This is a genomic window from Persicimonas caeni (genome assembly GCF_006517175.1).
GTDB lineage: Bacteria > Myxococcota_A > Bradymonadia > Bradymonadales > Bradymonadaceae > Persicimonas > Persicimonas caeni.
This window is the reverse complement of sequence record NZ_CP041186.1, coordinates 7,024,266-7,049,652: the sequence shown is the minus strand read 5'-3', so window position 1 is coordinate 7,049,652 and position 25,387 is coordinate 7,024,266. Positions and strand designations below refer to the sequence as shown.

17 protein-coding genes are annotated in these 25,387 nt (G+C 64.2%); 10 read left to right on the top strand and 7 right to left on the bottom strand.

The genetic code is table 11. The features are described 5' to 3' along the window. Positions 1-2: 2 nt before the first annotated feature. The 5 genes from FIV42_RS26205 to FIV42_RS26190 all read left to right on the top strand — a co-directional run bounded on the left by FIV42_RS26205 (position 3) and on the right by FIV42_RS26190 (position 8,960). Complete coding sequence (locus FIV42_RS26205) at positions 3-2,987, top strand: VWA domain-containing protein (protein ID WP_141200552.1); 2,985 nt, start codon at positions 3-5, stop codon at positions 2,985-2,987. Further along, positions 2,875-3,291 carry a hypothetical protein gene (locus tag FIV42_RS30430; RefSeq protein ID WP_168210962.1) on the top strand — a complete coding sequence of 139 codons (417 nt, stop codon included), beginning with the start codon at positions 2,875-2,877 and terminating at the stop codon, positions 3,289-3,291. The genes FIV42_RS26205 and FIV42_RS30430 overlap by 113 nt, the downstream gene beginning before the upstream one ends. Positions 3,292-3,295: 4 nt before the next feature. Then, entirely contained in the window at positions 3,296-5,980 is a 2,685-nt protein-coding gene (locus FIV42_RS26200) for a BatD family protein (RefSeq protein ID WP_141200551.1), read from the top strand. Positions 5,981-6,035: 55 nt separating this feature from the next. Beyond that, positions 6,036-8,174, top strand: a complete 2,139-nt coding sequence (locus FIV42_RS26195) for a beta propeller repeat protein (RefSeq protein WP_141200550.1) — start codon at positions 6,036-6,038, stop codon at positions 8,172-8,174. A gap of 102 nt (positions 8,175-8,276) precedes the next feature. Next, complete coding sequence (locus tag FIV42_RS26190) at positions 8,277-8,960, top strand: FHA domain-containing protein (RefSeq protein ID WP_168210961.1); 684 nt, start codon at positions 8,277-8,279, stop codon at positions 8,958-8,960. A 168-nt stretch (positions 8,961-9,128) separates the two neighbouring features. Here the strand turns inward: FIV42_RS26190 and FIV42_RS30810 are convergent, their stop codons facing one another. Beyond that, positions 9,129-10,031, bottom strand: a complete 903-nt coding sequence (locus FIV42_RS30810) for a hypothetical protein (RefSeq protein WP_141200548.1) — start codon at positions 10,029-10,031, stop codon at positions 9,129-9,131. A gap of 140 nt (positions 10,032-10,171) precedes the next feature. On the opposite strand from FIV42_RS30810, the gene FIV42_RS26180 reads away from it, so the two are divergent. Beyond that, entirely contained in the window at positions 10,172-11,353 is a 1,182-nt protein-coding gene (locus tag FIV42_RS26180; RefSeq protein WP_141200547.1) for a lipid-transfer protein, read from the top strand. Positions 11,354-11,564: 211 nt separating this feature from the next. Here the strand turns inward: FIV42_RS26180 and mscL are convergent, their stop codons facing one another. The 5 genes from mscL to bioB all read right to left on the bottom strand — a co-directional run bounded on the left by mscL (position 11,565) and on the right by bioB (position 16,407). Continuing rightward, positions 11,565-12,059 (bottom strand): large conductance mechanosensitive channel protein MscL, encoded by a 495-nt coding sequence (gene mscL, locus FIV42_RS26175; protein ID WP_141200546.1) that lies wholly within the window; start codon positions 12,057-12,059, stop codon positions 11,565-11,567. Continuing rightward, complete coding sequence (locus FIV42_RS26170; protein ID WP_141200545.1) at positions 12,056-13,204, bottom strand: aminotransferase class I/II-fold pyridoxal phosphate-dependent enzyme; 1,149 nt, start codon at positions 13,202-13,204, stop codon at positions 12,056-12,058. The genes mscL and FIV42_RS26170 overlap by 4 nt, the downstream gene beginning before the upstream one ends. A 24-nt stretch (positions 13,205-13,228) precedes the next feature. Beyond that, complete coding sequence (gene bioD / locus FIV42_RS26165; protein ID WP_141200544.1) at positions 13,229-13,906, bottom strand: dethiobiotin synthase; 678 nt, start codon at positions 13,904-13,906, stop codon at positions 13,229-13,231. Positions 13,907-13,926: 20 nt separating this feature from the next. After that, complete coding sequence (bioA, locus tag FIV42_RS26160) at positions 13,927-15,306, bottom strand: adenosylmethionine--8-amino-7-oxononanoate transaminase (RefSeq protein WP_141200543.1); 1,380 nt, start codon at positions 15,304-15,306, stop codon at positions 13,927-13,929. 90 nt (positions 15,307-15,396) lie between these two features. After that, positions 15,397-16,407 carry a biotin synthase BioB gene (gene bioB / locus FIV42_RS26155; RefSeq protein WP_141200542.1) on the bottom strand — a complete coding sequence of 337 codons (1,011 nt, stop codon included), beginning with the start codon at positions 16,405-16,407 and terminating at the stop codon, positions 15,397-15,399. 376 nt (positions 16,408-16,783) lie between these two features. Between bioB and FIV42_RS26150 the strand changes: the two genes are divergently transcribed. Together FIV42_RS26150 and FIV42_RS26145 are read left to right on the top strand one after the other, a co-directional pair. Next, positions 16,784-17,608 carry a ferritin family protein gene (locus FIV42_RS26150; protein ID WP_141200541.1) on the top strand — a complete coding sequence of 275 codons (825 nt, stop codon included), beginning with the start codon at positions 16,784-16,786 and terminating at the stop codon, positions 17,606-17,608. Between the two features lie 88 nt (positions 17,609-17,696). Beyond that, positions 17,697-18,545, top strand: coding sequence for an HAD-IIA family hydrolase (locus FIV42_RS26145; protein ID WP_141200540.1), 849 nt, complete (start codon positions 17,697-17,699; stop codon positions 18,543-18,545). Between the two features lie 420 nt (positions 18,546-18,965). Here the strand turns inward: FIV42_RS26145 and FIV42_RS26140 are convergent, their stop codons facing one another. Further along, on the bottom strand, positions 18,966-20,084 hold the full coding sequence (locus tag FIV42_RS26140; protein WP_141200539.1) for a hypothetical protein: 1,119 nt from the start codon (positions 20,082-20,084) through the stop codon (positions 18,966-18,968). Positions 20,085-20,452: 368 nt separating this feature from the next. On the opposite strand from FIV42_RS26140, the gene FIV42_RS26135 reads away from it, so the two are divergent. Next, positions 20,453-23,143, top strand: a complete 2,691-nt coding sequence (locus FIV42_RS26135) for a hypothetical protein (protein WP_146983783.1) — start codon at positions 20,453-20,455, stop codon at positions 23,141-23,143. Beyond that, positions 23,140-25,341, top strand: a complete 2,202-nt coding sequence (locus FIV42_RS26130; RefSeq protein WP_141200537.1) for a hypothetical protein — start codon at positions 23,140-23,142, stop codon at positions 25,339-25,341. The genes FIV42_RS26135 and FIV42_RS26130 overlap by 4 nt, the downstream gene beginning before the upstream one ends. The last annotated feature ends 46 nt before the right edge of the window (positions 25,342-25,387 follow it).

Sequence of the window (25,387 nt, the reverse complement as noted above, 5' to 3'; positions counted from 1 at the left end):
CCATGCACTTCGCCCGACCCGACAACCTGTATCTGTTGCTGCTCTTGGTGCCGATGATCTTGGCGCTGGCGGGCTACTTTTGGTGGAAGCGCCGCCTGCAGGACAAGATCGGGCACAACCATCTCATCCAGGCGATGGCCGCGCGTCACTCCAACCGCCGCCAGATCGCCCGCGGCGTGCTCGTGATGGTGGCCGTGGCGCTGCTTTGCGTCGCCGCCGCCCAGCCCCAGTGGGGCCAGGACGACCGCACGATCAAGCGCTTCGGTGTCGACCTGGTCTTCGCGCTCGACCTGTCGAATAGCATGCGCGCCCAGGATATCCCGCCGAGCCGGCTGCAGGCCGCCAAAGACGAGATCGAGACGACCCTGAAGACCCTGTCAGGCGACCGCGTGGGCCTGGTCGTCTTCACGGCGATCAGCTTCGCGCAGTCGCCGCTGACGACCGATTACGGCGCGATTCGCTTCTACTTGGACAAGCTCGAGGCGGGTCAGATGCCCATCGGCGGCACGTCCGTTGGCCAGGCCATCCTCGACAGCGCCGAGTTGCTCACCGGCAAGAAGCTCGACGGTCAACTCGAAGAGAAAGCCCCCGACGACGAAGACGACGACGGCCGGGCCAAAAACCAGGTCATCGTGCTCATCACCGACGGCGAGGACCACGAGTCGTCGCCCATGGAGGCCGCAGAGAAGGCGCGCGAGCACGGCATTCACGTGGTCACCGTGGGCATGGGAAGCCCCGACGGCAGCCGCATCCCCATCCACGGGGAAGACGGCCGCCTCAAAGGCTACAAGCGCGACCAAAAAGGTGAGCTCGTCTACACCAAGCTCGACGAGAGCACACTCCAAGAGATCGCCGAGGAGACCGGCGGCACCTACCTGCGCTACACGGGCGAGCACTCGGTGGTCAACGGCATCGACAAGTACATCGACTCGCTCGAGAAGAGCGAGCTCGAGACGATGCTGCGCAAGCGCTACAAAGACCGGTACATGTACTTCCTCGCCCCGGCGCTGCTGTTGTTGCTCGTCGCTTTCGGCCTCGGCGAGCGCCGACGCCGCCCCAAGGGCGCCCCTTCGAGCTCGGTGATGCTCGTGCTGCTCGTGCTCGTCGTCAGCGCGACGGGCGCCACCGGCTGCGAGGACGCCTTCCGCGACACGGTCGACTCGGTCGACGAGGGCAACGCGCTCGTCGCCGAGGACAAGTACAAAGAAGCGCTCGAGAAGTACCGCGAGGCCGAGACCGAGGTCCCCGCGAGCCCCGAGCTCCACTACGATCTGGGCATCGCCCTGCTCGGCTCCGAAGAGTTCGACGATGCGCGTCAAACCTTCGCGCGGGCGCTGGCGACGAAGGATCCCGAGCTTCGCTTCGACGTGCTGTTCAACCTGGGCGCGGCGCTTTCCAAACAAGAAGAGTGGAAGGAAGCCTACGAGACCTACAAGGAGGCGCTTCGGGTCGAGATCGACACGTCGCGCCCGGAGAACAAGGAGCGCATCGAGCAGGCGCGCCACAACCTCGAGGTCGTCTTCCGCAAACTCTTTCCGCCCTGCTCCGAGCTCGAAGACAAGCTCGAGGAGAACGACGGCTCGAAGACGCCGGCCCAGCTCGACAAGCTCGAGCAGGAGGCGCTGGCGCTATGCGGCCTCGACGAGGATTGGTACGCGATTCCGGTCACCGTGGGCACGAGCGTGGCCATCGAGGCGAATTTCTCGGTGTTGCGCGACGAGCCCGACCCCGAGCACGTCTTCTTGCCGCGCCCCCAAGACCTGCAACTCGCCGTCTTCGACGCGAGCGGCGAGCAGGTGCTGGCCGTCGACCAGGGCTCGCCCGACGACTTCGACCCCGACACGAAGAGCGCCACGCGCAGCATCCAAAAGTTTACGGTCACGCCCGATATGGTCGGAGCCAACAGGGGCGGAGGCGGGAACGGCCCGCTGCTCATGAAGGTCTCGGCGGCCGACGGGCGCGAGTTCGCCTACGACTTCAAGATCACCGCCATCCCGCCGTGTCACGCCCTCGAGGACGACTTCGAGGAGAACGACACCGCCGACACGGCGCGCGCTCGACAAGACCAACAACAAGCTGCACACCTGCCCGGGCGACGACGATTGGTTCGCCGTCGACATGGAGCTCGGCGACACGCTCTTCGTCGACCTGCAGGCCCAGCCCGACCGCGAGCGCGAGCGCCCGCCGAAGCTCGCCGTCGAGATCGTGCGCAAAGAGACCGGCGAGGTGGTCGCCAAGGGCCGCCAGGACGGCGCCTACCTGACCGCCGGCGTCCAAAACGTCATGGAGCCCGGCACCCTGTTGGTGCACGTCACGGGCGCGACCGACGACGAGCAAGGCCCCTATCACCTGAGCCAATACAAATACGCCCCGTGCGTGGTCGGCGACGACCGCTACGAGGAGAACGACACCGCCCAGCAGGCCGCGCCGCTCGACCCGCAGGCGCAGACGCACCGCTATTTGAGGCTGTGCGACACCGACCGCGACTTCTTCAAGCTACCGGCGCCGCAAGCGCAGGCCGGGCAAGCGCCCGGTCAGCCCGGCCAAGCGCAGGGACAGCAAGGCCAAGGCAGCAAGTCGGGCGACGACGACACCGAAGTCGCCTGGGGCCTGACCGCCATCCACGACGAGTCGACCGGCGCGGCCGACGACCAACCCGAGAACGCCGAGCCGCCCAAGCTCGACTTGATGAGCCTGTCGGGCGACCAGATCGTCGCGGCCGGCGACATCCCCGGCGCGGCCAAGATGCCGTCGTTTGGCCCGACGGTCGACAAGCAGCAGGCCCAGAAGCCCGCTCAGCAGAAGCCGGCTCAGCAAAAGGCGCCGGGCGTCGACCGCGTGGTGCGCTACGAAAACAAGGACAAAGAGCAACTCTTGCTTCGCGTCGAGGGCGCGCAGACCTACTACCACCTGACGCAGCTCAACCCGCAGAATCAGAATCAAAACCAGAACGACCAGAATCAGCAGAACCAAGACGACAAAGATAAAGAGAAAGAAGACAAAGAAGAGAACGAGGAAAATAAGAGCAACGACGAAAAGAAAGACCAACAAGAGAAGCAGGACGAGCAAGAGAAGAAGAAGGACGAGCCGAAAGACGGGAAAAAGGACGAGAAGAAAGACGAAAAGAAGGACCAGCAAGACAAGGCGCAGCGTCCGAAGCCCGAGGAACAGGACCCCGAGAAACGTCGCACCGAGGATATCCTGCGCGCGCTCGAAGAGACCGACGACAACTTCCAGATGAAAAAGGCGCTCGAGGATATGCCCAAGCGCTACATCGAGAAGGATTGGTGAGCCGATGAGCATCCGGCACCCGAACATGAACACCCCCAAAGCCTCGTCGCTCCGGCCCCTCGTCCAAGCGGCGACGCTGCTCGTTCTGATCGCACTAGTCGCCCTCCCCTCGCTCGCCTTCGCGCAGACCGACGTTCGCACCTCGGTCTCCCCGCGCGAGGTCGAGGTCGGCCAGCTCTTCGACTACAACGTCAACGCTCAAGTCGAGGGCAACCAACGCGTGCGTCTGCTCGGGCGGCCCAAGCTCGGCCGCGCCTTCCAATTGCTGGGCACCTCCGGCACCACCCATCCGGTGGTCCAGGGGGGCAAGATGTTCAACGTGCTCAGCTACACCTTCAAGGTTCGCGCGCTCACCCCCGGCAAGCACACCATCGAGCCGCCCGTCATCAGGGTGAACGGGAAGCCCCTCGACCTCCGTCCGGTCACCGTCCAAGTGCACCAGCGCGGCAAAGGGCCAAAGCAACAGCCTCAGCGAAACCCTCGAGAGAAAGAAGAAGATCGGGTCGCCTTTATCGACCACGAACTCGAGCCGACCCACAAGCCGTACGTCGGCGAGCAGGTCACGCTGGCCTACTACCTGTACGCGCAGGCGTTCCGCGCCAACGTCGAGCCCGCCCCGCCCGACGAGCCGAGCCTCGACGACTTCTGGATCGAGGACCTCAGCGAGCAGTTCTCGGGGCGGCGCCAGACGCTTCGCATCAACGGAAAGGTCATGGAGCGCGCGAACCTTCGCGCCTACGCCCTCTTCCCGCTGCGCGCCGGCACCACACGTATCGAGCCGCTCGAAGTCGACGTCCGCGTGCGCGGCTTCTTGCGCCAGCCGGGCCATTCGCGCCTCGAGTCGGAGGCCATCGAACTCGACGTCCAGCCTCTACCTCCCGACGCCCCCGACTCGTTCTACGAGGGCAATATCGGGCAATGGCGCTTCGAGGTGACGACCGACCGCACGCGCGCCAAGATGGGCCAACCGCTCAGGATTCGCGTGACCGTGCGCGGCGACGGCCAGATCAGGCGCACCGCCCTGCCCGAGTTGCCCGCCATCGAGGGCGCGCGCGTCGCCGGCACCGACGAGAAGCTCGATCGCAGCATCGACCGCGGCATCGTCGGCGGCACGAAGACCGTCGAGTACACCCTCGTGCCCACTCGCGAGGGCACGCTGACCATTCCGAGCCTCGAGTTCTCCTACTTCGACCCGAAGCAGGAGAAGTACGAGACCATCGACACCCAGCCCATCGAAATCGAAATCAGGGGCGGCTCGCTGGCCCTCGACCACCAGGCGCCTCCGACCCCCGAGCCGGACGACAAGCGCGAAGAAGCCGACGTGCTCGAAGCGTTGGTGGCCAAGCTCGACGCGCCCCGCGCCGACGTCGCGCTCACCAGCTCCAAGGAACCGCTGTCGCGCAATCCGCTCTTCTGGGCCTTGCTCGCCCTGCCCGGCCTGGGCGTACTGGCGCTGTGGCTCGCCGGACCGCTCTCGAAGCTCGCCTCGAAGCAGCGCTCCAAAAGAAAACGCGCCAACCCCTACAAGACCGCGCTGGCGAAGCTCGCCGAAGCCGACAAAAAGCCGCCCGCCGACAAGCTCGACGGGGTGCGCGCGGCGGTGACGATCTATGTGACCGACCGAGCCGGCGTGCGCGCCGGCGCCGTCTCCGAGTCGACACTCCCCGAGCACCTCGAGGGCTTGGGCGTCTCGTCGGCCCTCGCCGAGCGTGTGGGCGAGCTTCTGCGCGGCCTCGACGAGGCGCGCTACTCGCCCGACCAGACCGCCAAGGCCGCGCGCGCCGACGAGCTTCGCGACGAGTGCGAAGCGTGCCTGCGCGAACTCGAGGGCGAGCGCCGCGCCAAGAAATGGTCCGCCCAGTCGGCCGCCGCCGTACTCCTGGCGTTGTCCGTCGGCGCGGCGGGCATGCTCGCCCCCGCGGACGCCGTCGCCCAGGGCGACGAGACGAAGCTCGTGGAGCGCGCCGTCCAAGCCCAGCAACAGAACCAATGGGAGCAGGCTGCTGACTTTTGGGGCGAGGTCAACGCGGCTCATCCGCACGCCCCCGATGTCCTCTACAACCTGGGCACCGCGCTGGCCCACACCGGCGACTACGGACTGGCCCGCCTCGCCCTCGAGCGCGCCGCGCTCCACGATCCGGGCGACGAGAAGATCGAGAAGAACCGCGACCTCGTCCACCAGATCGTCCGCCTGAGCCAAATCGAGCGAGCCTCCGGGACCGTGCGCGAAAACACGACCTCCGAGGGGCTCTTTTGGTGGAGGCTGGCCACGAGCGTCTCGCCGCACTTCTTCCCCTGGCTGCTCGTCGGCTTCACCTGGCTTCTGCTGCTGGGCAGCCTCGCTCGCCGACGCTCCTCGAACGTCGCCCTGCGCGACGCGGGGCTGGCCATCGCTTCGATTTCGGCGTTGGCGATCGTGCTTGTCGTGGGCGGATGGGTCGCGCGCGACTACGTGGTCAACGACGTCCACCCGGCCGTGGTGGTCGCCGACGGCACGCAGCTTCGCGAAGGCCCCAGCGAACACGCCGGGCTCGCCAGCATCGACACGGTGCTCGTGCCGGGCGTGCTGCTTCCCGTCGAGGACAAGCGCGACGGCTGGGTCGAGCTCGGCTTCGCCGACGGCTCGACCGCCTGGACCTCGAGCGACAACGTCGCGATGGTCGATTCGAACGAAGCGATTCGAGACTGATTCTCGGCTGTGGTATATGGAGCGCGTACCATTTGCTCCACCAGTCGAGAGTCCCATGCGCCGCCCGTACCACCTCGTTGTTCTCCTCCTTGTCACCAGCTTGTTCGCCTTCGTCGGCTGCTCGGACGAAGTACGCCAAGACGAGACCCGCGACCCGGGCTTCTTCGCCCGCGAAGCACTCGACGGACCTTTCGGAAACGCATACGAGTACCGCGGCCGCATCGACGGGGAGCTGGTCTTTGTGGGCGAGCTTCGCGACTACGTGCCGGGGCGCCATATGCCTGCTCACATCTACTCTGCAGAGAGCGGATGGAGCCAAGCGACGCTTCCCGAGACGGCGTGGCGGGTCCACGACACAACCGAGCGCATCGTGAGAGCCGGCGAGGCGCACTTTTTCCTGGAGCATATCCCCGGCGAAGACCACACGGCGCTGTACCGAACGACCGACGCGGGCCAGACGTGGGAAGAGATGGAGATGCCGGCCGACTACGCCTTCGACCTGAGAGGCGACGGCGAGGCGCTCTACCTGTACGAAGAGACTTTCGAGAGCTCGGAAACGGGTTATGTGCGCAAGCTGTGGCGCAGCGTGGACGGCGCCCAAACGTGGGAGATCGCGCACGACGCCCTCGCCCGACGAGGCTATACGGTCGGCCCCGGTTGTCTGGTCGTCGAGGTACAGTCCGAGATGGGACGTTCCTTCGAAATCTCTACCGACGGAGGCGCGAGCTGGGAGGCCGTCGATGAGAATTCGCCGCTCGCCAGAGTTACCGAAGTGTCCAACACCTGGACTGCGCATGGCGAGTCGCTCTTGGCGACGAACCCGCGTAGCTTCCAGCCCTCACTGTGGGTCTGGCACAGCCCCGAAGAGCTCGCCTCCTATACGGTCACGGGGCTCGACGCAGGCCTCATCTGGGTGACCATCGCCGGCGAAACCGTCTACGGAAGCACCCGCGAGGGCCAAGTGGGCGAGCTCACCGGCAATCCGGCGGACTGGTCGACCACACCTCCGACCTGGCAGCCGGTCACGTTGCCCGACGACGCGGCGCTCTTCGTCGCGTCCGACGCCACCGAGCCGAAGCGCAACATCTTTGGATTCGGCGACGGCTCCTTCGCCGTCCTCACCGAGTCGGGACTGCTCCGACGCATTCAAGAAGAAGACAGCTGGGAGCCGGTGAGCCCCGCGCATGCGTCCGCTGATTATCTCGTCGAGTTCGGCGAAGAGCTCTTTGCCGGCCGGTCCGGTGAGTTCTTTCGCTTTCCGGCAGACGAAGACGAAGAAGGCGACGCACAGTGGACCGTCGACGAGTTCCTGACATCCTCGCGCGGCACCATCGACGACGCCATCCTGACGCGACTCGGCGGGCAACTCTACGCCATCCCGACCACCCCGGACCTTGCGCCGTCGATCTTCAAGGTCGACTTGGACGGCCAAACCGTCGAGCTCCTCTGGAAGGACGAGGCTGTGACCGAAAGCTATCACGGGCTGCGGCGCGAGCCGTCGGCGCGGATGCTCGAGGTCGGCGACCGACTCGTCGTCGGTTCGGCGGGAAGTTTTCGAGAAGTCGTCAGCGCCAGCGGCAGCACCATCCTCGAGCACTCCGGCGGCGGGGTCTTCGCCCTCGACGGAGCCACCGGACAAGCTCAGCCGCTCTTCGACGGCAGTGAAGAGCAGCCGCCCCTGTCGGTGCAATCGATGGTCGAGCACGACGGCTCTGTTTGGGTCGTCAGCGCGACGGACGGCGTCTGGAACGTCGCGCTCGACGGCTCGGGCATGACTCGAACGCACGACGGTCTGCCCGACGACCCGAACACCGACATCCTCGAGCTGGTCCACGGCCTCTACTCGACCGGAGAGGCGCTGTACGCCTACAGCACGACCAGCCTGTGGGTGCTCGAAGGTGGGCAGTGGAGCGAGGTCGACATCAGCGAATTGCAAGAGACCGCCGAAATCACCGGCCTCGACCCGTTCGGCGCGCAAGCCAACACCAACGCCATCGTCGACCTCGACGAGCATGGCGACCGGCTCGTCGTCGCGACCCTCGAGGGCATCTACCTGCTCGACCCGAGCACCGGAGAGTTCGTCGACGGGCGCACCGACTTCGAGCAACCCATTTACAAGCTGCTACGCACCGACACGGGCCTGTACGTCTCGCTGTGGCAAGGCGGGCTGCACCGGCTGAGCGAGCGCGACTGAGCGAGCGCGACTAAAAAGTTGCCCTCGGCCGCGCATTGGCGCTACGATGGCCGCGCTTTTTCGAAAATGAAGTTTGGCTCGAGCCTCGAAGGATATCAGGCAATGGATATTGGAATCGTCTTGGTGGCCGTATTGGCCGTGGTGGCCGTCGCGTTCGTCATCGTCTTTTTGCGCGGCAAATCGGATGACTCGGGCCAATCGTGGGACAAGGGCCCGGCGACGGCTAACCGCGCGGGCAACCGGCCGCCTCGGGCGAGTCGAGCGAGCAAGGTCAACTGGCTCGTCGGCCAGTCCGAGTCGGTCGCCGGACAGAATTTCCACCTGGGCGAGCGCACCGTGACCATCGGACGCGGCCTCGGCAACTTTATCCAGATCAGCGACGAGAACGCCTCGCGCGTCCACGCCCAGTTCAACGCCTCGCCGGTGGGCGTGAAGGTCAAGGACATGGGGAGTTCGAACGGCACCCTGCTCAACGGCGAGAAGCTCGAGCCCGAGCAGCCCCGCCGCCTGCAGGACGGCGACGAGATCGCCATCGGCGACGCCGTCTTCGTCTACCGCAAAGAGGGCAACTTCCAGGACCAAGCGCTCACCGGAAAGAAGGATATCCAGGCCTCCCAGCAGAAGAAGACCCAGGCGCTCGGCGCCATCGGCGGGGGCGGCAGCCTCAAAGAACAGATGGAGAAGGCCGTGATCGAAAACGGCGGCGACTTCGAGAAAGCCGCCGCCCAGGTGGGCATCGATGTCGAGATGCTCAAAAAGATCGTCGGCGCTGAAAAAGCCTCGTAAATCGCAGCGAGTGCAAGGATGGCTCCGTCCTAAAAAGTCGCCGGCGTTTGGAGGCAGCGCTTCCAGGGCTGGTTGGTTGCACGTGCGGCCCTGCCACCAGGGCAAGATGCCCGGCCTCCAAAGGCTGTTGCGACTGACTCAGGGATGCTCCCGCACCGACTGACGCACTCAATCGATGCAGATATTCTTCTGCGCATAGGCCACCACCTTCGGCTTCTCGCCGAGTCGACACACCGTCCCATCCTTCGTCACGCGGTAGGCGACCTTGTAGAGGTGGTGGCTGCATCCACACTGCGCATACGCCGGAACGCGAAGCACGTAACCCCAGGCGTGCTCTTCGGCTTCGACCTTCACCGGCCCCTCCTGCAGCGGATACCACCCAAACCACCGGTTCGTGTCGGCCACGAGCTTGTCGGCGTCCGGACCGTAAGGCACCCACACATTCTGGTCGTGCACGGCGACGAGTCCGATCGCCTCGGCCACCGAGTCGACCGGCGCGACGGCCTCGGCGAGCTCGTCGGCCGTCGAGATTGCGCGCTTGCCGGTCGTATTCGGCAGCTCGAGGCTGCAGCCCCGCGCCATCATGCAGCCCACCTGGAAGTCGGCGCCCTTCGGCTCGGCGGTGCAACACTTGGTGAACGCGCGCCCGTCGGTCAGAAGCGCCTCGGTCTGGCTCGCGCCCTGCGCCTTTTCGCACCACGTCGTCTCGATGGGTTGCTTGGCTTCGTCGGGCGGCTCGAGGCCCTCGAGCGCCTCGGGCAGCTCGAAGCGAAGCTCGGGTGCGGGCGCGGCGAGTTTTTCGGCCGAGGGCGCCTCGACTTCCACGTCGTCCATCGAGGGCGGTGCGTCGGCGCACGCATACTCGCCGCTGGTGGGCGGCGTGGCGGCCTGTTCCTGGGCCTGCTCCGTTTCTGCAGTCTCCTGCGCCTCCTGCGTCTCCTGCGTCTCCTGCGTCTCGTTGGTCTCTCGGGTCTCTCGGGTCTCGTCGGGCTTCGGCTCGGGCTTCGAGCAGGCGACCGACGTCGCGACCAGAAAACAGGCGAGTACTCGCAGCGTGTGTTGAACGACCATGATCTACCTCGATGGATGATAGTTGTACCCGAAGATTGTTGTGGATTCGGCGCCTTTGCTGCAAGGGTAGCTTCCGCTAAACTCCCACACGAAAACTGAATCACGATTCAACGCGCCCAATTTTCCCCACAGGAGTCGATATGAGCCGCAAAGTGTACGTCGTAGGCGTTGGCATGACCAAGTTCGAGAAGCCCGGTGCCCGCGACTGGGATTACCCGGACATGGCCGAAGAGGCCGGAAAGCAGGCTCTCGAGGACGCCGGTGTGAGCTACGAGGAGATCGAGCAGGTCTTCGCCGGCTATGTGTACGGCGAGTCGACCTCCGGCCAGGCGGCCGCGTATCGGCTAGGCCTGACGGGCGTGCCGATTTACAACGTCAACAACAACTGCTCGACCGGCTCGACGGCCCTGTTCATGGCCAAGCAGCTCGTCGAGGGCGGCATCGCCGACTGCGTGCTGGCGCTGGGCTTCGAGCAGATGGCCAAGGGCTCGCTCGACACCAGCGGCAAGGGCCGCTTCAACCCGCTGGGCCGCCACTTCGAGACGATGGCCGAGCAGCGCGGCTTCGCCAAGGCGCCCCCTGCCCCGCAGATCTTCGGGAACGCCGGCCGCGAGCACATGGAGAAGTACGGCACCACGGCCGAGCAGATCGCCAAGATCGCCCACAAAAACCACCTGCACTCGACCAAAAACCCGCGCTCGCAATTCCAGGACGAGTACTCGCTCGAAGAGATCCTGGAGTCGCGCATGATCCACGAACCGCTCACCATGCTGCAGTGCTGCCCGACCTCCGACGGCGCGGCCGCCGCAGTCGTGGTCAGCGAAGATTTCGTCAAGGAGCACGGCCTCGAGGACCAGGCGATCGAAATCGCGGCCATGTCGATGGTCACCGACACCCCGGACACCTTCGGCGACAGCGCCATCAAGCTCGTCGGCGCCGACATGACTCGCCTGGCCGCCCAACAGGTCTACGAGGCCAGCGGCCTGAGCGCTGACGACGTCGACGTCATCGAGCTGCACGACTGCTTCTCGGCCAACGAGCTCATCACCTACGAGGGCCTGGGGCTATGCGAGGAAGGAAAGGCAGGCGAGCTCATCGACGCAGGCGACGTCACCTACGGCGGCAAATGGGTCGTCAACCCCTCGGGCGGGCTCATCTCCAAGGGCCACCCGCTGGGCGCCACCGGCCTGGCGCAATGCGCCGAGCTCAACTGGCAGCTTCGCGGACTCGCCGACGACCGTCAGGTCGACGACGCCGAAGTCGCGCTGCAGCATAACCTGGGATTGGGTGGTGCTGCGGTGGTGACATTGTATAAGCGTTGACCAAGTAACTGCACGGAGATTGTGCGGGAAAGCTCGGCGAGCAATCGGCGGCAAGCACAAGGAGACAGCCCGCAGGCGATGCCAGCGGCATCGTCGAGGGATGGCGACGCAGTGATTGGCGTCGAGAGCCGCCGAGATGACCGACAGAATCTTCGTGTAGTTACTTAAACCGGAGGTCTTTCAGGCAAGCAACGCCTAATAGCAGGCGTTGCTACTCTGCAGGGCCTTCGACACTTGCGTCGAGGTGAGACGTGCACTTCGGACACCGCACCGCCTGAAACGGAATATCCTCGAAACAATACGGACACTCCTTGTCGACCGGCGCCTTGGGCGCGTCTTCGGGCTTGTCCTCCTGCCGCTCGGTCAAGCGCTTGTACGAGCGCACCACGAAAAACATCGCCAGGGCGATGATCACGAAGTTGATGATCGTATTGACGAAGTTGCCGTAATTGACCGTGACCGCGCCGGCCGCCTTGGCCGCGGCGATGGTCGCATAGGGGCCGACCGGCTCGCCTTGTTGAATCACCCAGAAGAGCTCCGAGAAGTCGACGCCGCCGGTGAGCAGGCCGATGGGCGGCATGATCACGTCGTCGACCAGCGACTTGGTGATCGCGCCGAAGGCCACGCCGATGACAACACCGACGGACATGTCGACGATATTGCCGCGCTTGGCGAACTTCTTGAACTCTTCGAAGGTACTACTCATGTGATTGCCTCGAGGGTATCGGCGAGCCGATCGATGTCCTCCGGGGCGTGCGCCGCCGAGAGGGCCACCCGCAGTCGGCTGGTACCAGGCGGAACTGTCGGTGGACGTATTGCAATCACGTGGAAGCCTTCGTCAAGAAGATGGTCGCTGGCAGCGAGCGCGCGCGCCTCGTCGCCGAGCACGATCGGCACGATGGGGCTGGTCAACTCGCGCCCGAGTCTGTCGCCCAACTGGGCAATGCGCTCCCAGAGGCGGCGGCGAATCTCGGGCTCGTCGCGGGCCACGCGAATCGCCGCGCGCGCCGCCTCGACCACCGGAACCGCCTGGGCGGTCGAGAAGACAAACGCCCTGCCCCGGTTGAAGATCCACTGTCGAAACTTCTGGGACGTCGCCGCGAAGCCGCCGAGCGCTCCAACCGCCTTGCTCAGCGTGCCCACGTGCACGTCAACGGCGTCCTCGACGCCGAAATGCTCGGCGACGCCGCCGCCATGCTCGCCGAAGACGAGCGTGCCGTGGGCTTCGTCGACGACGAGCAACGCGTCGTGCTCGGCCTTGAGTTCGGCGAGGCGGTCGAGCGGCGCGAGGTCGCCGTCCATGCTGAAGACTGAGTCGGTCACGATGAGCTTTCGCGACGCCTCGCTATTGGCCAACATCTCTTCGAGCGCGGCCATGTCGCCGTGGGGGTAGACCTCGAGTGTCGCCCCGCGCCGACGCGCCAGCCGGCAGCCGTCGATGATCGAGGCGTGGTTGAGCGAATCGCTGAAGATGGCGACGCCCGAACCGCCGAGCGACGACACCACCGCCAAATTGGCCGCGAACCCAGTCGGGAACAACAGTCCAGCCTCACAGCCTTTGAGCTCGGCGAGTTCGCGCTCGAGCGCCTCGTGGGCGGTGGTATAGCCACACACAAGCGCCGAGCCTCGCGGTCCTAGACCGCCCTGCTCGGCCGCATCGGCTGCAGCTTGGCGCACCTTCGGGTGAGCGGAGAGTCCCAGGTAATCGTTGCTCGAGAAAAGGGTAAGCCTGCGCCCGTCGGCGCGCACGTGCACCGCGTCGACAGGCTCCACCGCGTCGAGCGTGCGCAACAACTCGTGCTCGGCGAGCTTGTCGAGCGACGCGTCGAGCCACTCGTTCCAAACGCTCATTGTAAACCTCTCGGGAGGTGGATATCAGACGGCGGGAAACAGCCATTCGGAGGGGGCGCGCAGGTGCTCGGCAGCCTCGCGCCAATCAGCGACCCGCGGCAGTTCGGCCACGCGGTCGTAGTCGAGGAAATCTCGCAGGGTCTGCGCGTTTCGTCCGGTCGACGAGTCGGCACTTGCTGGCGCGCTAAAGACAACGCCGCACACCGGGAGTTCGGCGGCTTCGAGCGCTTCGAGCACGAGCATCGTGTGGTTCAACGTGCCCAGTTTGTCCGAAGCGACCACCAGTACGGAGGCCTCGAGTTCCCGGGCGAGGTCGCGGGCGGTTTCGGTCCACGTGAGCGGGGAGAGCAAGCCGCCGGCGCCCTCGACGAGCACAAGCTCGGCGCTCCGGGCGTGCTCGCGGATCTCTTCGCACCAGGCATTCATGTCGAGCTCGACGCTGTCGATATCGGCGGCCACGGGCGGCGCGAGTGGCTCGCGAAGGCGCACCAAGGCCTGCGTCGGCTCGGCCTGGCCGGCGGCCTCGGCCAAGGTCACGCCGTCTTCTCCAGCACTCGGCTCGACCTCGGTGCCCGATTCGACCGGCTTGATGGCTACCACGTCGACACCGCGCTCGCGCAACGCGCAGGCCATGCCGGCCGTGACCATCGTCTTGCCAATTTCGGTATCAGTCCCCGTAACGACGACGATATTCGAAGCCATGACTACCCGTAGGCCTGCGATTACTCGTAAGAAGGAAGAACGATCTCGATGCCGTGGCGTACCGCGTCCACCAGCGTTTCGATCTCCTCGTCGGTGATCGAAAGCGGCGGCATCATGGTGATGATATCACCCAGCGGGCGCAAGAAGACGCCCTTGTCACGTGCCTCGCGGCAAATCTTCATGCCGACTCGGTCTTTGGCGTCGAACGCCTCTTTGGTGTCGCGGTCGCGCACCAACTCGATGCCTACGGCGAGCCCGTATTGGCGGATATCGCCGACCCAATCGAGGTCCCAGAGTGTCTCGAGTTCGGCGCGCAGTTTGTCGATTTTGCCGGGCAACGTGTCGAGGACGTTGTCATTCTCGAAGATATCGAGCGTGGCGTTCGCCGCGGCGCAGCCCAGCGCGTTGCCGGTATAGGTGTGGCCGTGGAAGAAGGTCTTGCCCTCTTCGGGCGGGGCCAAGAACCCTTTGTAGATGCGGTCGTTGGTGATGGTCGCCGACACCGGCAGGTAGCCGCCGGTCAAGCCTTTGGCGATGCACAAAAAGTCGGGCACGACGCCCTCGCGCTCACAGGCGAACATCTTGCCCGAGCGACCCATCCCCATGGCGACTTCGTCGAGGATCAGCAGCACGTCGTGCTCCCGGGTGAGCTCGCGGGCGTGCTTCAAGAAACCGTCGGGATAGGTGATCATGCCGCCGGCGCCCTGCATCCCCGGCTCGATGACCACCGCGCACAATTCGTCGGCGTTCTCGAGGAAGACGCGGTCGAATTCTTCGACGAAGGCCTGCTGGGCCTCGGCTTCGGTCTGCCCTTCGGGGCGCCGGTAAACGTACGGCGACGGCGCGCGGACCACGTCGAACAATAAGGGACGAAAGCGCGAGTGAAAGACCTCGACGCCGCCCAACGAGACGGCGCCAATCGTGTCGCCGTTGTAGGCGTTGGCGAGCCCCAGGAATTTGCGCCGCTTACGAGCTGACTCGGCGCCACGCTGCTGCCACCACTGCAGCGCCATCTTGACGGCGATCTCGACGGCGGTCGAGCCGTTGTCGGAGAAGAAGACCTTGCTCAAGTCGCCCGGGGCGAGCTCGACGAGGCGCTTTGCCAACAGGATCGACTGCTCCTGGGCGTTACCCAGCAAGGTGGCATGGGCGATGCGGTCGATCTGGTCTTTGACGGCCTGGTCGATTTCGGCGCGGCGATGCCCGAAGGTGTTGCACCAGATGGACGCGACGCCGTCGAGCAGTCGATTGCCGTCGGCGTCGATAAGGTAGTTGCCCTCACCGGCCACCACGGTCACCGGCTCCTCGTCGCGGTAGACCGAGTGCGGCGTAAAGGGATGCCACACGTACTTGTCATCCCACTCTTCGAGCTGTTCCTTCGTGTACTTCTGCTCGCTCATCGCAATCCATCCCGTGACCGCGACCGCGCCAGCGACCGCGCCCGTAGTTAAGCTGTTACGCCGTTAAGCTGCTGGGCAATCGCCCGTATCTTACGCCTCGACAACTTCCGGCTCGAACCCAGCCTGCGTAATCATGTCGTAGTCTTTCGACGTCCCCTGCCCGCCGGTGGTCAGGTAGCCCTCGGTGAACAGCGAGTTCGCCGCGTAGAGCGCCAGGGGCTGCATGTGGTCGAGCACGACCTCGCGGCCGCCGGCCACGCGCACGTCGACGTCCGGGTGGACGAAGCGGAACATTGCCAGCGCCTTGAGGCACTCTTGCGGGCGGACTTGGCCGCCCTTGCCGGACTCGGCGTCTTCGTCGACCTGGTCGCCCAGGGGCGTGCCCGGGCGCGGGTTGAGGAAGTTGAGCGGCACCGACTCGACGCGGATCTCACGCAGCGTAAACGCCAGGTCGACCCAGTCATCGGTGGTCTCGCCCATGCCGATGATGCCCCCGCAGCACGCTTCCATGCCCGCGGCCTTGGCCATCTTGACGGTGTTGAGGCGGTCCTGGAAGCTGTGGGTGCTCACCACGTTCTCGAAGTTGTTGCACGAGGTCTCGAGGTTGTGGTTGTACCGGTCGACGCCGGCCTCGCGAAGCTTCTCGGCCTGCCCCTCTTTGAGGATGCCCAACGAGGCGCAGATGTTGACCGGATACTTCTCTTTGATGCGCCGGCTCGCCTCGCAGATGGTCTCGAGCTCGCGGTTATTCGGCCCGCGGGTCGCGGTGACCATACAATAGGTGACCGCACCCTTTTCGTAGGCGGCCTTGGCGCCTTCGACGAGCTCGTCGACCTCCTGCATCTTGTAGCGCTCGACGCCGGTGTTGTACTTGAGCGACTGACTGCAGAACTTGCAGTCTTCGGGGCACACGCCGCTCTTGGCGTTCTGGAGGACGTGCACGCGCACCTTGCGGCCGTGATGGTGCGAGCGCACCTTGAAGGCGGCATGCAGAATCGCCAGCAACTCGTCGTCGGGCGCGTTAACAATCTCGAGGGCTTCGTCGCGAGTGATCGGTTTACCGTCCAATACTCGTTCAGCCAGTGCGTTCCAATCCATCATTGTCTCTTCCTCGCCTGCTCGTTGCTCGTCCGGCGTCTATGTTAGTGCCTGCTTAGTTATGCGTCTGTGGGGCGTGTGTCAAGAAGCACACTCGGCCACCTTAGTGGCTCGGCCCCGGCCAGACCACCTGCCCGAATTTGCGCCAGAAGCGAAGTCGCTCGACAAAGGTCTACGGTCACGTTAGAGTAACCGGGCTGTCACAAAATTTGGTCGCGAGCATCATCACAGAAGAGAAGCTCGTTGGGATCATCGAGCCGGAGTTGTCGACGAGGGAGCGGTCCGTCGAGCAACCTCCGCCGGTCTTGCAGTCCAAGGATAGGAAGTCATGATATCCCGCTCGTCGCAAATTCGAACCCGTCGTCACGAATCGCTCCCCGTGCGCCTGTACGAAGAGGCCAAGGAAAGTGGGGGCTGGGATCCGGCACAGCTCGATTTTAGCGTCGATCGTGCGCACTGGGAGCAGCTACCGGGAGCAGACCGCCTCCCGATCATGGCGCTCACGGTGCTCTCTGCCAACGGCCTGCGCGCTCAGATGCACAACAGCGCCACCCTGATGATGGGCGTCGAGCGTCACGGCTCCATCGAGGACAGCCTATGCTTTTCGTCACTGGTCTTCGAGACGGCCCGTCAAATCGAACTCTACAACCTGCTCATCGAAGACATCTTCCATCTGGTCGGCGATCCCCAGCGCTTTACCCAGACGAAGTTCGAGACCTTCTTCGACAAGCGCCTGCCCGAAACAGTTGATCAACTACGCACCTCGCTCGCCCCGAGTTGCTTGGTCGAGGCGCTGACGCTGTCCGAAGCACTGTGCAAAGGGGTGCTGAGCACGACGGCGTCCCATATTCTGCACACGACACTCGAGCGCCTCGACGTCATGCCGACCAGCCGCCAGGCGGTGCATCAACGTCATCTGGCGGCCGTTCGTCACACTGAATTCGGCACCTTCTTTGTGGGCAAATTGGTGCGTCGCGACCCGTCCCTGTGGGAGGTGGTCGACCAGACGATGAATTCAGGCTTCGAGCCGGTGATCAGTGTGGTGCGTGAGTTCTTCGACAAGTTCACCTCGACGAGCATGTCGCGTGCGGAGGCAGTGACGTACGCGGTTGAACGCTTTTCACGTGCTTACGAACTCCTGGAGCGGGCCAAAGACCCGGGAACCCATGGCCCGCAAAACCATCTGGTGCGTCGCCTGGGCTGACTCATGTGCCCTGCACACTTGATTCTGCGCGGTGCGCGAGCATCATCGGGCTGATTTTTCCGGCACCACCTGATGAAGTGAGCCCAGCATGTCGCGACCTGCCCAGATCGCCCTTCGAGACCTCTACGACAACTACGACGGCCTGCTCATCGACGCGTACGGTGTGCTGGTCCATACAAGCGGCGCCTTCGACGGCGCCGTTTCGTTTATGCAAAGCTTGTCCGACCGAGCCTTGCCCTACGTCGTCATCACGAACGACGCCTCGCGGCTGCCCGAGTCCTGCGCAGCCAAATACCAACGCGACGGGCTCGACATCCGCTCCGAACGCATCGTCACCTCGGGCTCTTTGGTCATCGATTACTTCGAAGAGCACAACCTTCACGGGGCGCGCTGCCTGGTGCTAGGGCCCCCAGACTCCAAGCGCTACGCCGAGCGCGCCGGCGGCGAGTTGGTCGATGTCGACCACGGCGACTTCGACGTACTCATCATCGGAGACGAGTCCGGCTACGATTTCGTGCCCACCACAGACAAGACGCTGACGACGCTGTTTCGCAAGCTCGACCGCGGCGACGACTTCGAACTCCTCTTGCCCAACCCCGACCTCATCTACCAGCGCTCGGCGACGAGTTTTGGCTTCACAAGCGGAAGCGTTGCCAACCTCTTCGAGAACGCGATTCGGGCGCGTTACCCCGGCTGCGATATTTGCTTCGAGCGGCTGGGCAAACCCTTCGCCCCCATGTTCGACGAGGCCATCGAGCGTTTGGGCACGCGCAATTGTGCGGTACTCGGCGACCAACTCGAGACCGACATCAAGGGCGCCAACGACTACGGCCTCGACTCGGTGCTGGTCGCCACGGGACTGACCGACCTGGCAAATACCCTCGATCACTCCGACGTGCGCCCTGATTTTATTCTGCCGTCTCTCGACGAGGCATGAGTGAAAGGGGAAAAGAAAAATGGCCTCTCCGGTGGGTTAAGCCGGAGAGGCCTCCTGATGGGACGTCAGGAATGTGCCCGGAAACTACTGGGTGCGCCATACCGGGCGGGGCTCTCTCGCTCACGCTCTTGGGAGATGGGATGAAGGGGCGTGAGCTAACGGAGCCTCGGGTTGCGAGGTAAGGTCCCTGCAAGCTACCTGCCACCTCCTCACCTTTTTGAAGAAAGAAAAAGTCTTCAGCCCAAGAAAGCGCATCACCATCGCCCACAACAGCGCTCCCTCCAACCTATACTCATCTTGGCGAGCCACAGTCTCGCGTGTGAGCGGCGATCCAAATGGCAACTGAAGCTTCCGATCGGAACCTACAGTTGCCGCCCCTTTGGCAACTAGGCTTTCCACCCCCACTGCTCGGTGGTGCCCTCACGGCCCGCGCCGCGTCGCCTCGGCGACCAGTGAGCCGCGCCGCTTGAAATCATCCAGAACGGGAAATTGGGCAACTTTGGCATCGATCGCCCGTTGGGTCTGAACCATGAGATCGACCCAGAGAGCTTCCATGGCGCTCTTGCGGGGCGTCTCGAACTCTTTGTCGTTTTCGACCGAAATCGAAAAGTGGCAGAGAACCTGACCGGCATCGGCGTCAGCGAGCAACGCATGACCGGAGAGTTTGCCGCTCGTAAAGGTCGTAAGCGGCTTGCCGTCCGCGGTCTTGCGTCCAGGCCAACTCGTGATCTTCGGTGGCTGCAGGTCTTCAGCCGTGGCGTGGAAGACGAATACCATCGGCGACATTTCGAACGCCTTCGCCCGCCGACGGCGCTGGTTGATCGAACGCGACCAGCCGACATGGTCCTCCTTCATGGACACACGCTCCGGCGCGCGGACGAGGCGGTCAGCCATAGTGTATTGGCCAAATGCCTCCTCTTCCTTTTTGTCCATCAACTCGAGGTGGCGGCGGTCGATCATGATCAATGGCTCACCCTTCTCTCCGGAGACCTCCTCCAGCGACTCTGCATTGCACTCGGTCGTCTGATCAGGCTGCCATGCGCTGGTTGCCTTGCGCACTGCATCGAGACGCGCCTCGCCCGCTTTGAAGAGATTCTCGTCGACCGGCAGAAATGGAATCCTGTGCAACCACTCGACCCGGGAACTCAGTCCTACGTCAGACGGCAGCAACGACACGCGAATCGTCTTGTTGCCCTTGCCGTAAATCCCAATCCTCTCCCCCCAGAACTCCTCCTCGCGCTCCTTCTTGTTCCACGGACCGGCAGGCTCGGCAGTCCATCCGTTATCCGCCAGCCAACCCTTCCACTGCTTGCGAACCTCGGCAGACTTATCCTTGGCCAGGCCGTGATCGATGTCCACCTGGTCTTCGTCGGCACCGCACACTGCGCCCTTCTCGCCCACAGGAAGCTCGCCCAGAAATCCCCAAGTTCCCTCGGCGTTCCAGTTCTTTTCGGGTTGACCATGGCACGGTTCCCTCTCACAGCCGACAAGCGCGGCGGCCATGGCAATCAGGCACAGCAGAGCGGACAGCGAACGCATTATTGCTCCCTTCGTTCCGGGGTAGTCAGTTGAGTAAAGAAGCAGCGATCTGGATACCAGACCAGTTACCGATAAACAACAGACAACAGCCTTGCCAAAAGGCGCCTCACCCGAGGTGGTCGCGCGCCAAGACTGCCCCTTGCCAGCTTACCTTTTGTCCGGCCTTTCGGTTGCATTGCGATTTCGTTACGATTAGAAAGGTTCTGGAAACTCTATATATGGAAGTGGTCTGTAGCGATTCGCCCCGTGTTTTCCGCGAATAGCGATGCACCGGACCACCAATTGAGATACGCAAGAGGGCTCCTATGGTACGGCTGCAAGGCAGCGCAACCTTTGCTCGGTGGCGGACACGCTCCGTTACATTTGTTTTGTTGCTGGCGAGCGCGACGCTCGGCCTGGCAAGTGGCTGTGGCGATGACGACGGTGGAAACCGTAGCAAGGGCATCGTCGGAGAGGCTGACGCCGGAACGGAAGACGCGGGAACTGACACCGCCCTTCCCGACGCCGACTTCGAAGCCCCCGCCGTCCCGACGAGTGTCGAGACGGTGCTCGCATCGACGACGGTGTCGGCCGGCACCCCGATTACGGTCGACTGCCAGCTGCTCGATGCCGAGGGCGGCGAGGTGGAGATCCCCGACGGCGTCGAACCGACGCTGGTCTACGCTCCGGAGCAGTCGTTCATCGAGGAGAGCGCTCTTTCGCTGGTGCCGACGATGGCGGGCAACGCCACCGTCTCTTGCCAGTTTCCCGACCTGAGCCTCGCCGACGACACTCCCGCCGAGTTGACCATCGAAGCGGGAGCGCCGCATACCGTGGTGACCGCCCTCGACACCAATATCGTGACGGCGGGCGACTCGGCGACGGCCACTTGCGACGTCTTCGACGCCTACGGCAACGAGGTCGAGGGTGCTGATACCACCGTCGAAGTCGACGCCTCCGGCGCCGGCATCGCAGTCGACGACCACACCGTCACCATCACCAAGAGCGGCGTATACACCGTCAGCTGCACCGCTGACGGCGCGAGCGAAGAGCGTGGACAGGCCCTCGAGGTCAATCCGTCGCTGCCGGCGGCACTCGCCATCTCGAAGGTCCCCGACTTGCCCTTCTACGACACCGGTCAAGTCGTCGACATCGCCACCATCGTCACCGATGAGTATGGCAACCAGGTGGACGACGCCTTCGTCTCGTTTGTGAGCAACCCCTCCGGCGAGACCTTCGGCCACGGCCGCTTCCGCTACAACCAGGAAGGCACCTACACGGTCACCGCCACCGTCGATGGTGAAACCAAAGACGACATGACCCTCGAGCAGAGCGTCGACATCGTCGTCAACGGCCAAGGCCCGAGCATCGAATGCGTGTCGCCGACCAACGGCGCCATGCGCGACGCCGCTCCTGGCGACACGGTCACCTTCGAGGGCCGCGTCAACGACGCTCAGGGCATCGGTGAGGTCACGGTCAACAACAGCCTGGTCACCGTCGCCTCCGACGGCACCTTCCAGAGCGACGTGACCGTGCGCTTCGGCATCAACTTCGTCGACATCCGCGCCACCGACGCGGCGACCGGCGAGTACAAAGAAGAAAACAGCACCACCTGCGCTTTCCTCACCGCCGACAAGTGGGGAGCCGAAGACCAGCACATGAGCGACGCCGTGTCGCTGTGGGTCGACCAAGACGCCGTCGACGACGGCAACTACGGAGACCCGCTCGACAGCCTCAATGACGTACTGCATACGGTGCTCAACAGCGACGGCCTTCGCGACCAACTGCACCAGTCGATGCTGGCGGCCAACCCGCTGACCGAAGGTTGCGTCGATGTGCTCGGTTTTTGCACCTATCGCTACAAGATCATGTATCGAGGCAGCCGCATCGACGGCCCACATGACTCGTCTTTGACGCTGATTCAAGATGGCTTGCGTCTGGGCGCGGTCATTCGCAACGTCGAGATCGATCTCGAAGAGACCAACTTGAGCTTGGACGTGTCGGTCGACGTCAGCAGCTTGACGGCGAGCATGGACGCGACGCTCGACCTGCACAACGGCCGGCCGCGCTTGCAGGTACGCCCGAGTACGGTCAGCGTGACCTCGGGCAATATCGTGGTCGGACTGACCGGCTGGGGATGGCTCGACAATATCCTCAGCAGCCTCGTACAAGGCACCCTGCGCAGCACCGTTGAAGACGAAGTCGAGAGCTTCCTCAAAACCCAAGTCAACAGCACGCTCGACGATCTCATGTCGGGTCTCGACATCAGCGGGCTCGGCAACAGCTTCGACATCCCGCGCCTCGACGGCAACGGCAGCCTGAGCCTGGACTTCGGCGTGAACTTCTCGTCGCTCGGCGTCAACGCGACCCGTGCGCTGTTCGGGCTCGGCACGGTCTTCGAGCCGGCCAATACTACCCGCGCGACCCCGTCGCTGGGCGTACCGATGCCGCAGGGTCAGAACTTGTTGACCGCCGACCCGCAGCGCGCCATCTCGGCGGGCGTGCATATCGGCGTGCTCAACCACGTGCTGCACGCGCTTTGGCGCGGAGGACTCTTCGACGCCGCCGTCAGCGACTCTGCCATCGGAGGCACCTTCCCCGACGGCACCGTGCTCGACATTCAGACCGGCCTACCGCCGGTGGCCGCCCTGCAGGGCAGCGACAAGGTCGTGCTCATGCTCGGCGCGATGCGCATGTCGATCGTCTACCCGGGCCTGTTCGACGACCCGGTCGACGTCCGCATTGGTGCAGTCGCCCGCTCGGGCGTCCAGCTCAACGGCTCGGACCTGAGCTTCCAGAATATCCAGCTCAACGAACTGTACTTCAGCCCGATCGGCATCAACCTGGACGCCGACTCGCGCGCCGTCCTCGAGTCGTTCCTCCAGGACGTGCTCCAGAACGTTATCGACACCTCGCTCAACAACGCGCTTCCCGCGCTGCCCGTCCCGAGCTTCGAGATTCCGACGTCGCTCGGCACCTACGGCCTGCCGGCCGGAAGTGACCTGGGCATCGTCAACCCGGCGCTCGGCGGCACCACCACGCACTTCGTGCTCAAAGGGGCCTTTGGAGTCATCCCATGACCATGAGACGACCACATAGCAAGCAAGTTCGCCTCGTCACTGCCCTCGCCCTCTCCTGCCTGGTCGGCATGGCCGGCTGTGGAGACAGCGAGACGGGTGGCTCGGGTGGGACGCTGACCAATAACGCGGCCAACAACGACACCAACAATGAGCCGGGCTTCGACCTTAGCCTTGCAGCCGCGGTCGACGTCAAGCTCGACCCGGCGCGCGCCGTCTACAAAGTCGGCGCGACGGTGACGCCTCAGGCCACCGTCCTCAATGGAAACGGCGAGCCGATGCCGGGCGCCGAGGTCACTTGGACCGTCGAACCCGCCGACGCGGTCACCGACGAGTCCGGCGCCTACAAACTCGACGCCGAAGGTGAGTTGACCTTCGAAGCATGCACCGTGGAAGCCGGCGTCGAAGGCGCGCCGGTCTGCGGCAAAAAGCGCATCGTCGTCGACGACGCGCCGCCCACCGTCGAGGTCATCTCGCCGGCCCCCGGCGAGTGGCTCAACCCCGGCACCGCTGCCGAGATCACTGTCGAAGGAAAGGTCACCGACACCCACTCCGACGTGCACGCTTTCGTCAACGGCCGCGGCGTCGACCTCGATGATCAGGGCAACTTCACCACGACCATCGACGCCGAGTTCGGCATCAACCATATCGAAGTCGTGGCCACCGACGGGCGCACCAGCGCCACCGGCCAGGCCCTGCTCGACGTGCTGTGGGCCCCCAATTATTACGCGACGGCCAACACCGCCTCGGAGACCGCCTTTGGCTTCGACGACGGGCTCGTACTCGACCTCGGCCAGCGCTTCTTCGACGACGGCCAGGCCCCGCAACAGCCCGACGAGACGACCTACATGACCGACGACCTGGTCGATATCTTGGTCTTGTTGGTCAAGAATATCGACTTCATGAGCCAGATCCCCGACCCCGTGCTCGACACGGAGTCGGGCCAACTGCGGATCACCGACCTGGCGTTGGGAGAGCCGCAAGTGATGCTCGAGCTGACCGACGGCGGCGCCGAGATGTTCATCTGGATTCCGGACGTCGAGCTGACCACCCAAGGGGGCATTTCGTTCGACCAGCAGGTGCTCGACCTGACCGGCTCCATCGACGCCGAAATTGCAGGCTTTGCCTCGCTGAGCATCGACAAGCCGGGCGCCGGCCAACAGTTCGTGGCCAACGTCGACGAGGTCGACATCTCCATCCAGAGCGCCGAGAGCAACTTTGCCAGCCCCGAAGCCAACGCGGTGTTCGCGCTGGCTGAGAGCGCCCTTCGCGGCAAGATCGAAGAGATGGTCATCGGCACGCTGCGCTCGCAGTTCGTCGACGAACTGCCCACGCTGCTGACCGACGCGCTCAACTCCATCGAGCAGCAACTGACGGACCTGAGCTTCGACCTCGACACCGAGTTCACCGATCCGCTCACGATCACCCTCAACGGTGAGGTTTCCGATTTTGCCACGACCTACCGTAACTCGATGACGGCGACGATTGGCACCAACATCACCGCCAACCAGCCCCCGGCGCTCACCACCAGCCCGGGTATCCCGCTTGCCACGTCCTATACCGAAGAGCTGCCGCTGTTCGAGTCGAGCCGTGCGCAGGTCGGGGTCCGACTGGCGCTGCTCAATGGCTTGCTGCACACCCTCTGGGAGACGGGCTTTCTCGAAATCGACCTGACCGACTTGATGCCCGACCAGTATGCCGGCATCACCGAGCAGGCCAACCTGTCGGTCAAGCTGCAGCCGGTGCTCTCGCGCCCCAAAGCCGGTGAGCCGTATGATTTCATCTTGCGCGCCGGCCAAATGGAAATCGAAGCCGACCTGGCCAACCAGACCGACGTCTATGCGGTCAACCTCGAGGTAGGCATCCTGATGTCGCTTGCCGACAACGCCATCTCGATCACCGTACCCGACGAGCCGCAGGTGACCACCTGGGTCAAGAGCACCACCGGCGATCGCTCGGTGCTCAACGCCAACGCCATCAAGAGCCTGGTGCTCGGCCAAGTGTGGCCGCAGATCGAGGAGACGCTCAAGCAGGGGCTCTCCTTCGAGCTTCCGGTCCCCTCGCTTTCGGGCATCTCCGATCTGGCTCCGACGCTGACCGCGCTCGAGGTCGAGTTCTTGCTCAACCGCCCGGTCGACTACCGCAACGGCTTCATCATCTTCGACGCCCTGCTCCAGGGCACGCTTCCGCTGGGACAATAAAAAAGCCGGAGGCAGACCGTTCAGGTCTGCCTCCGACTGATGTCCT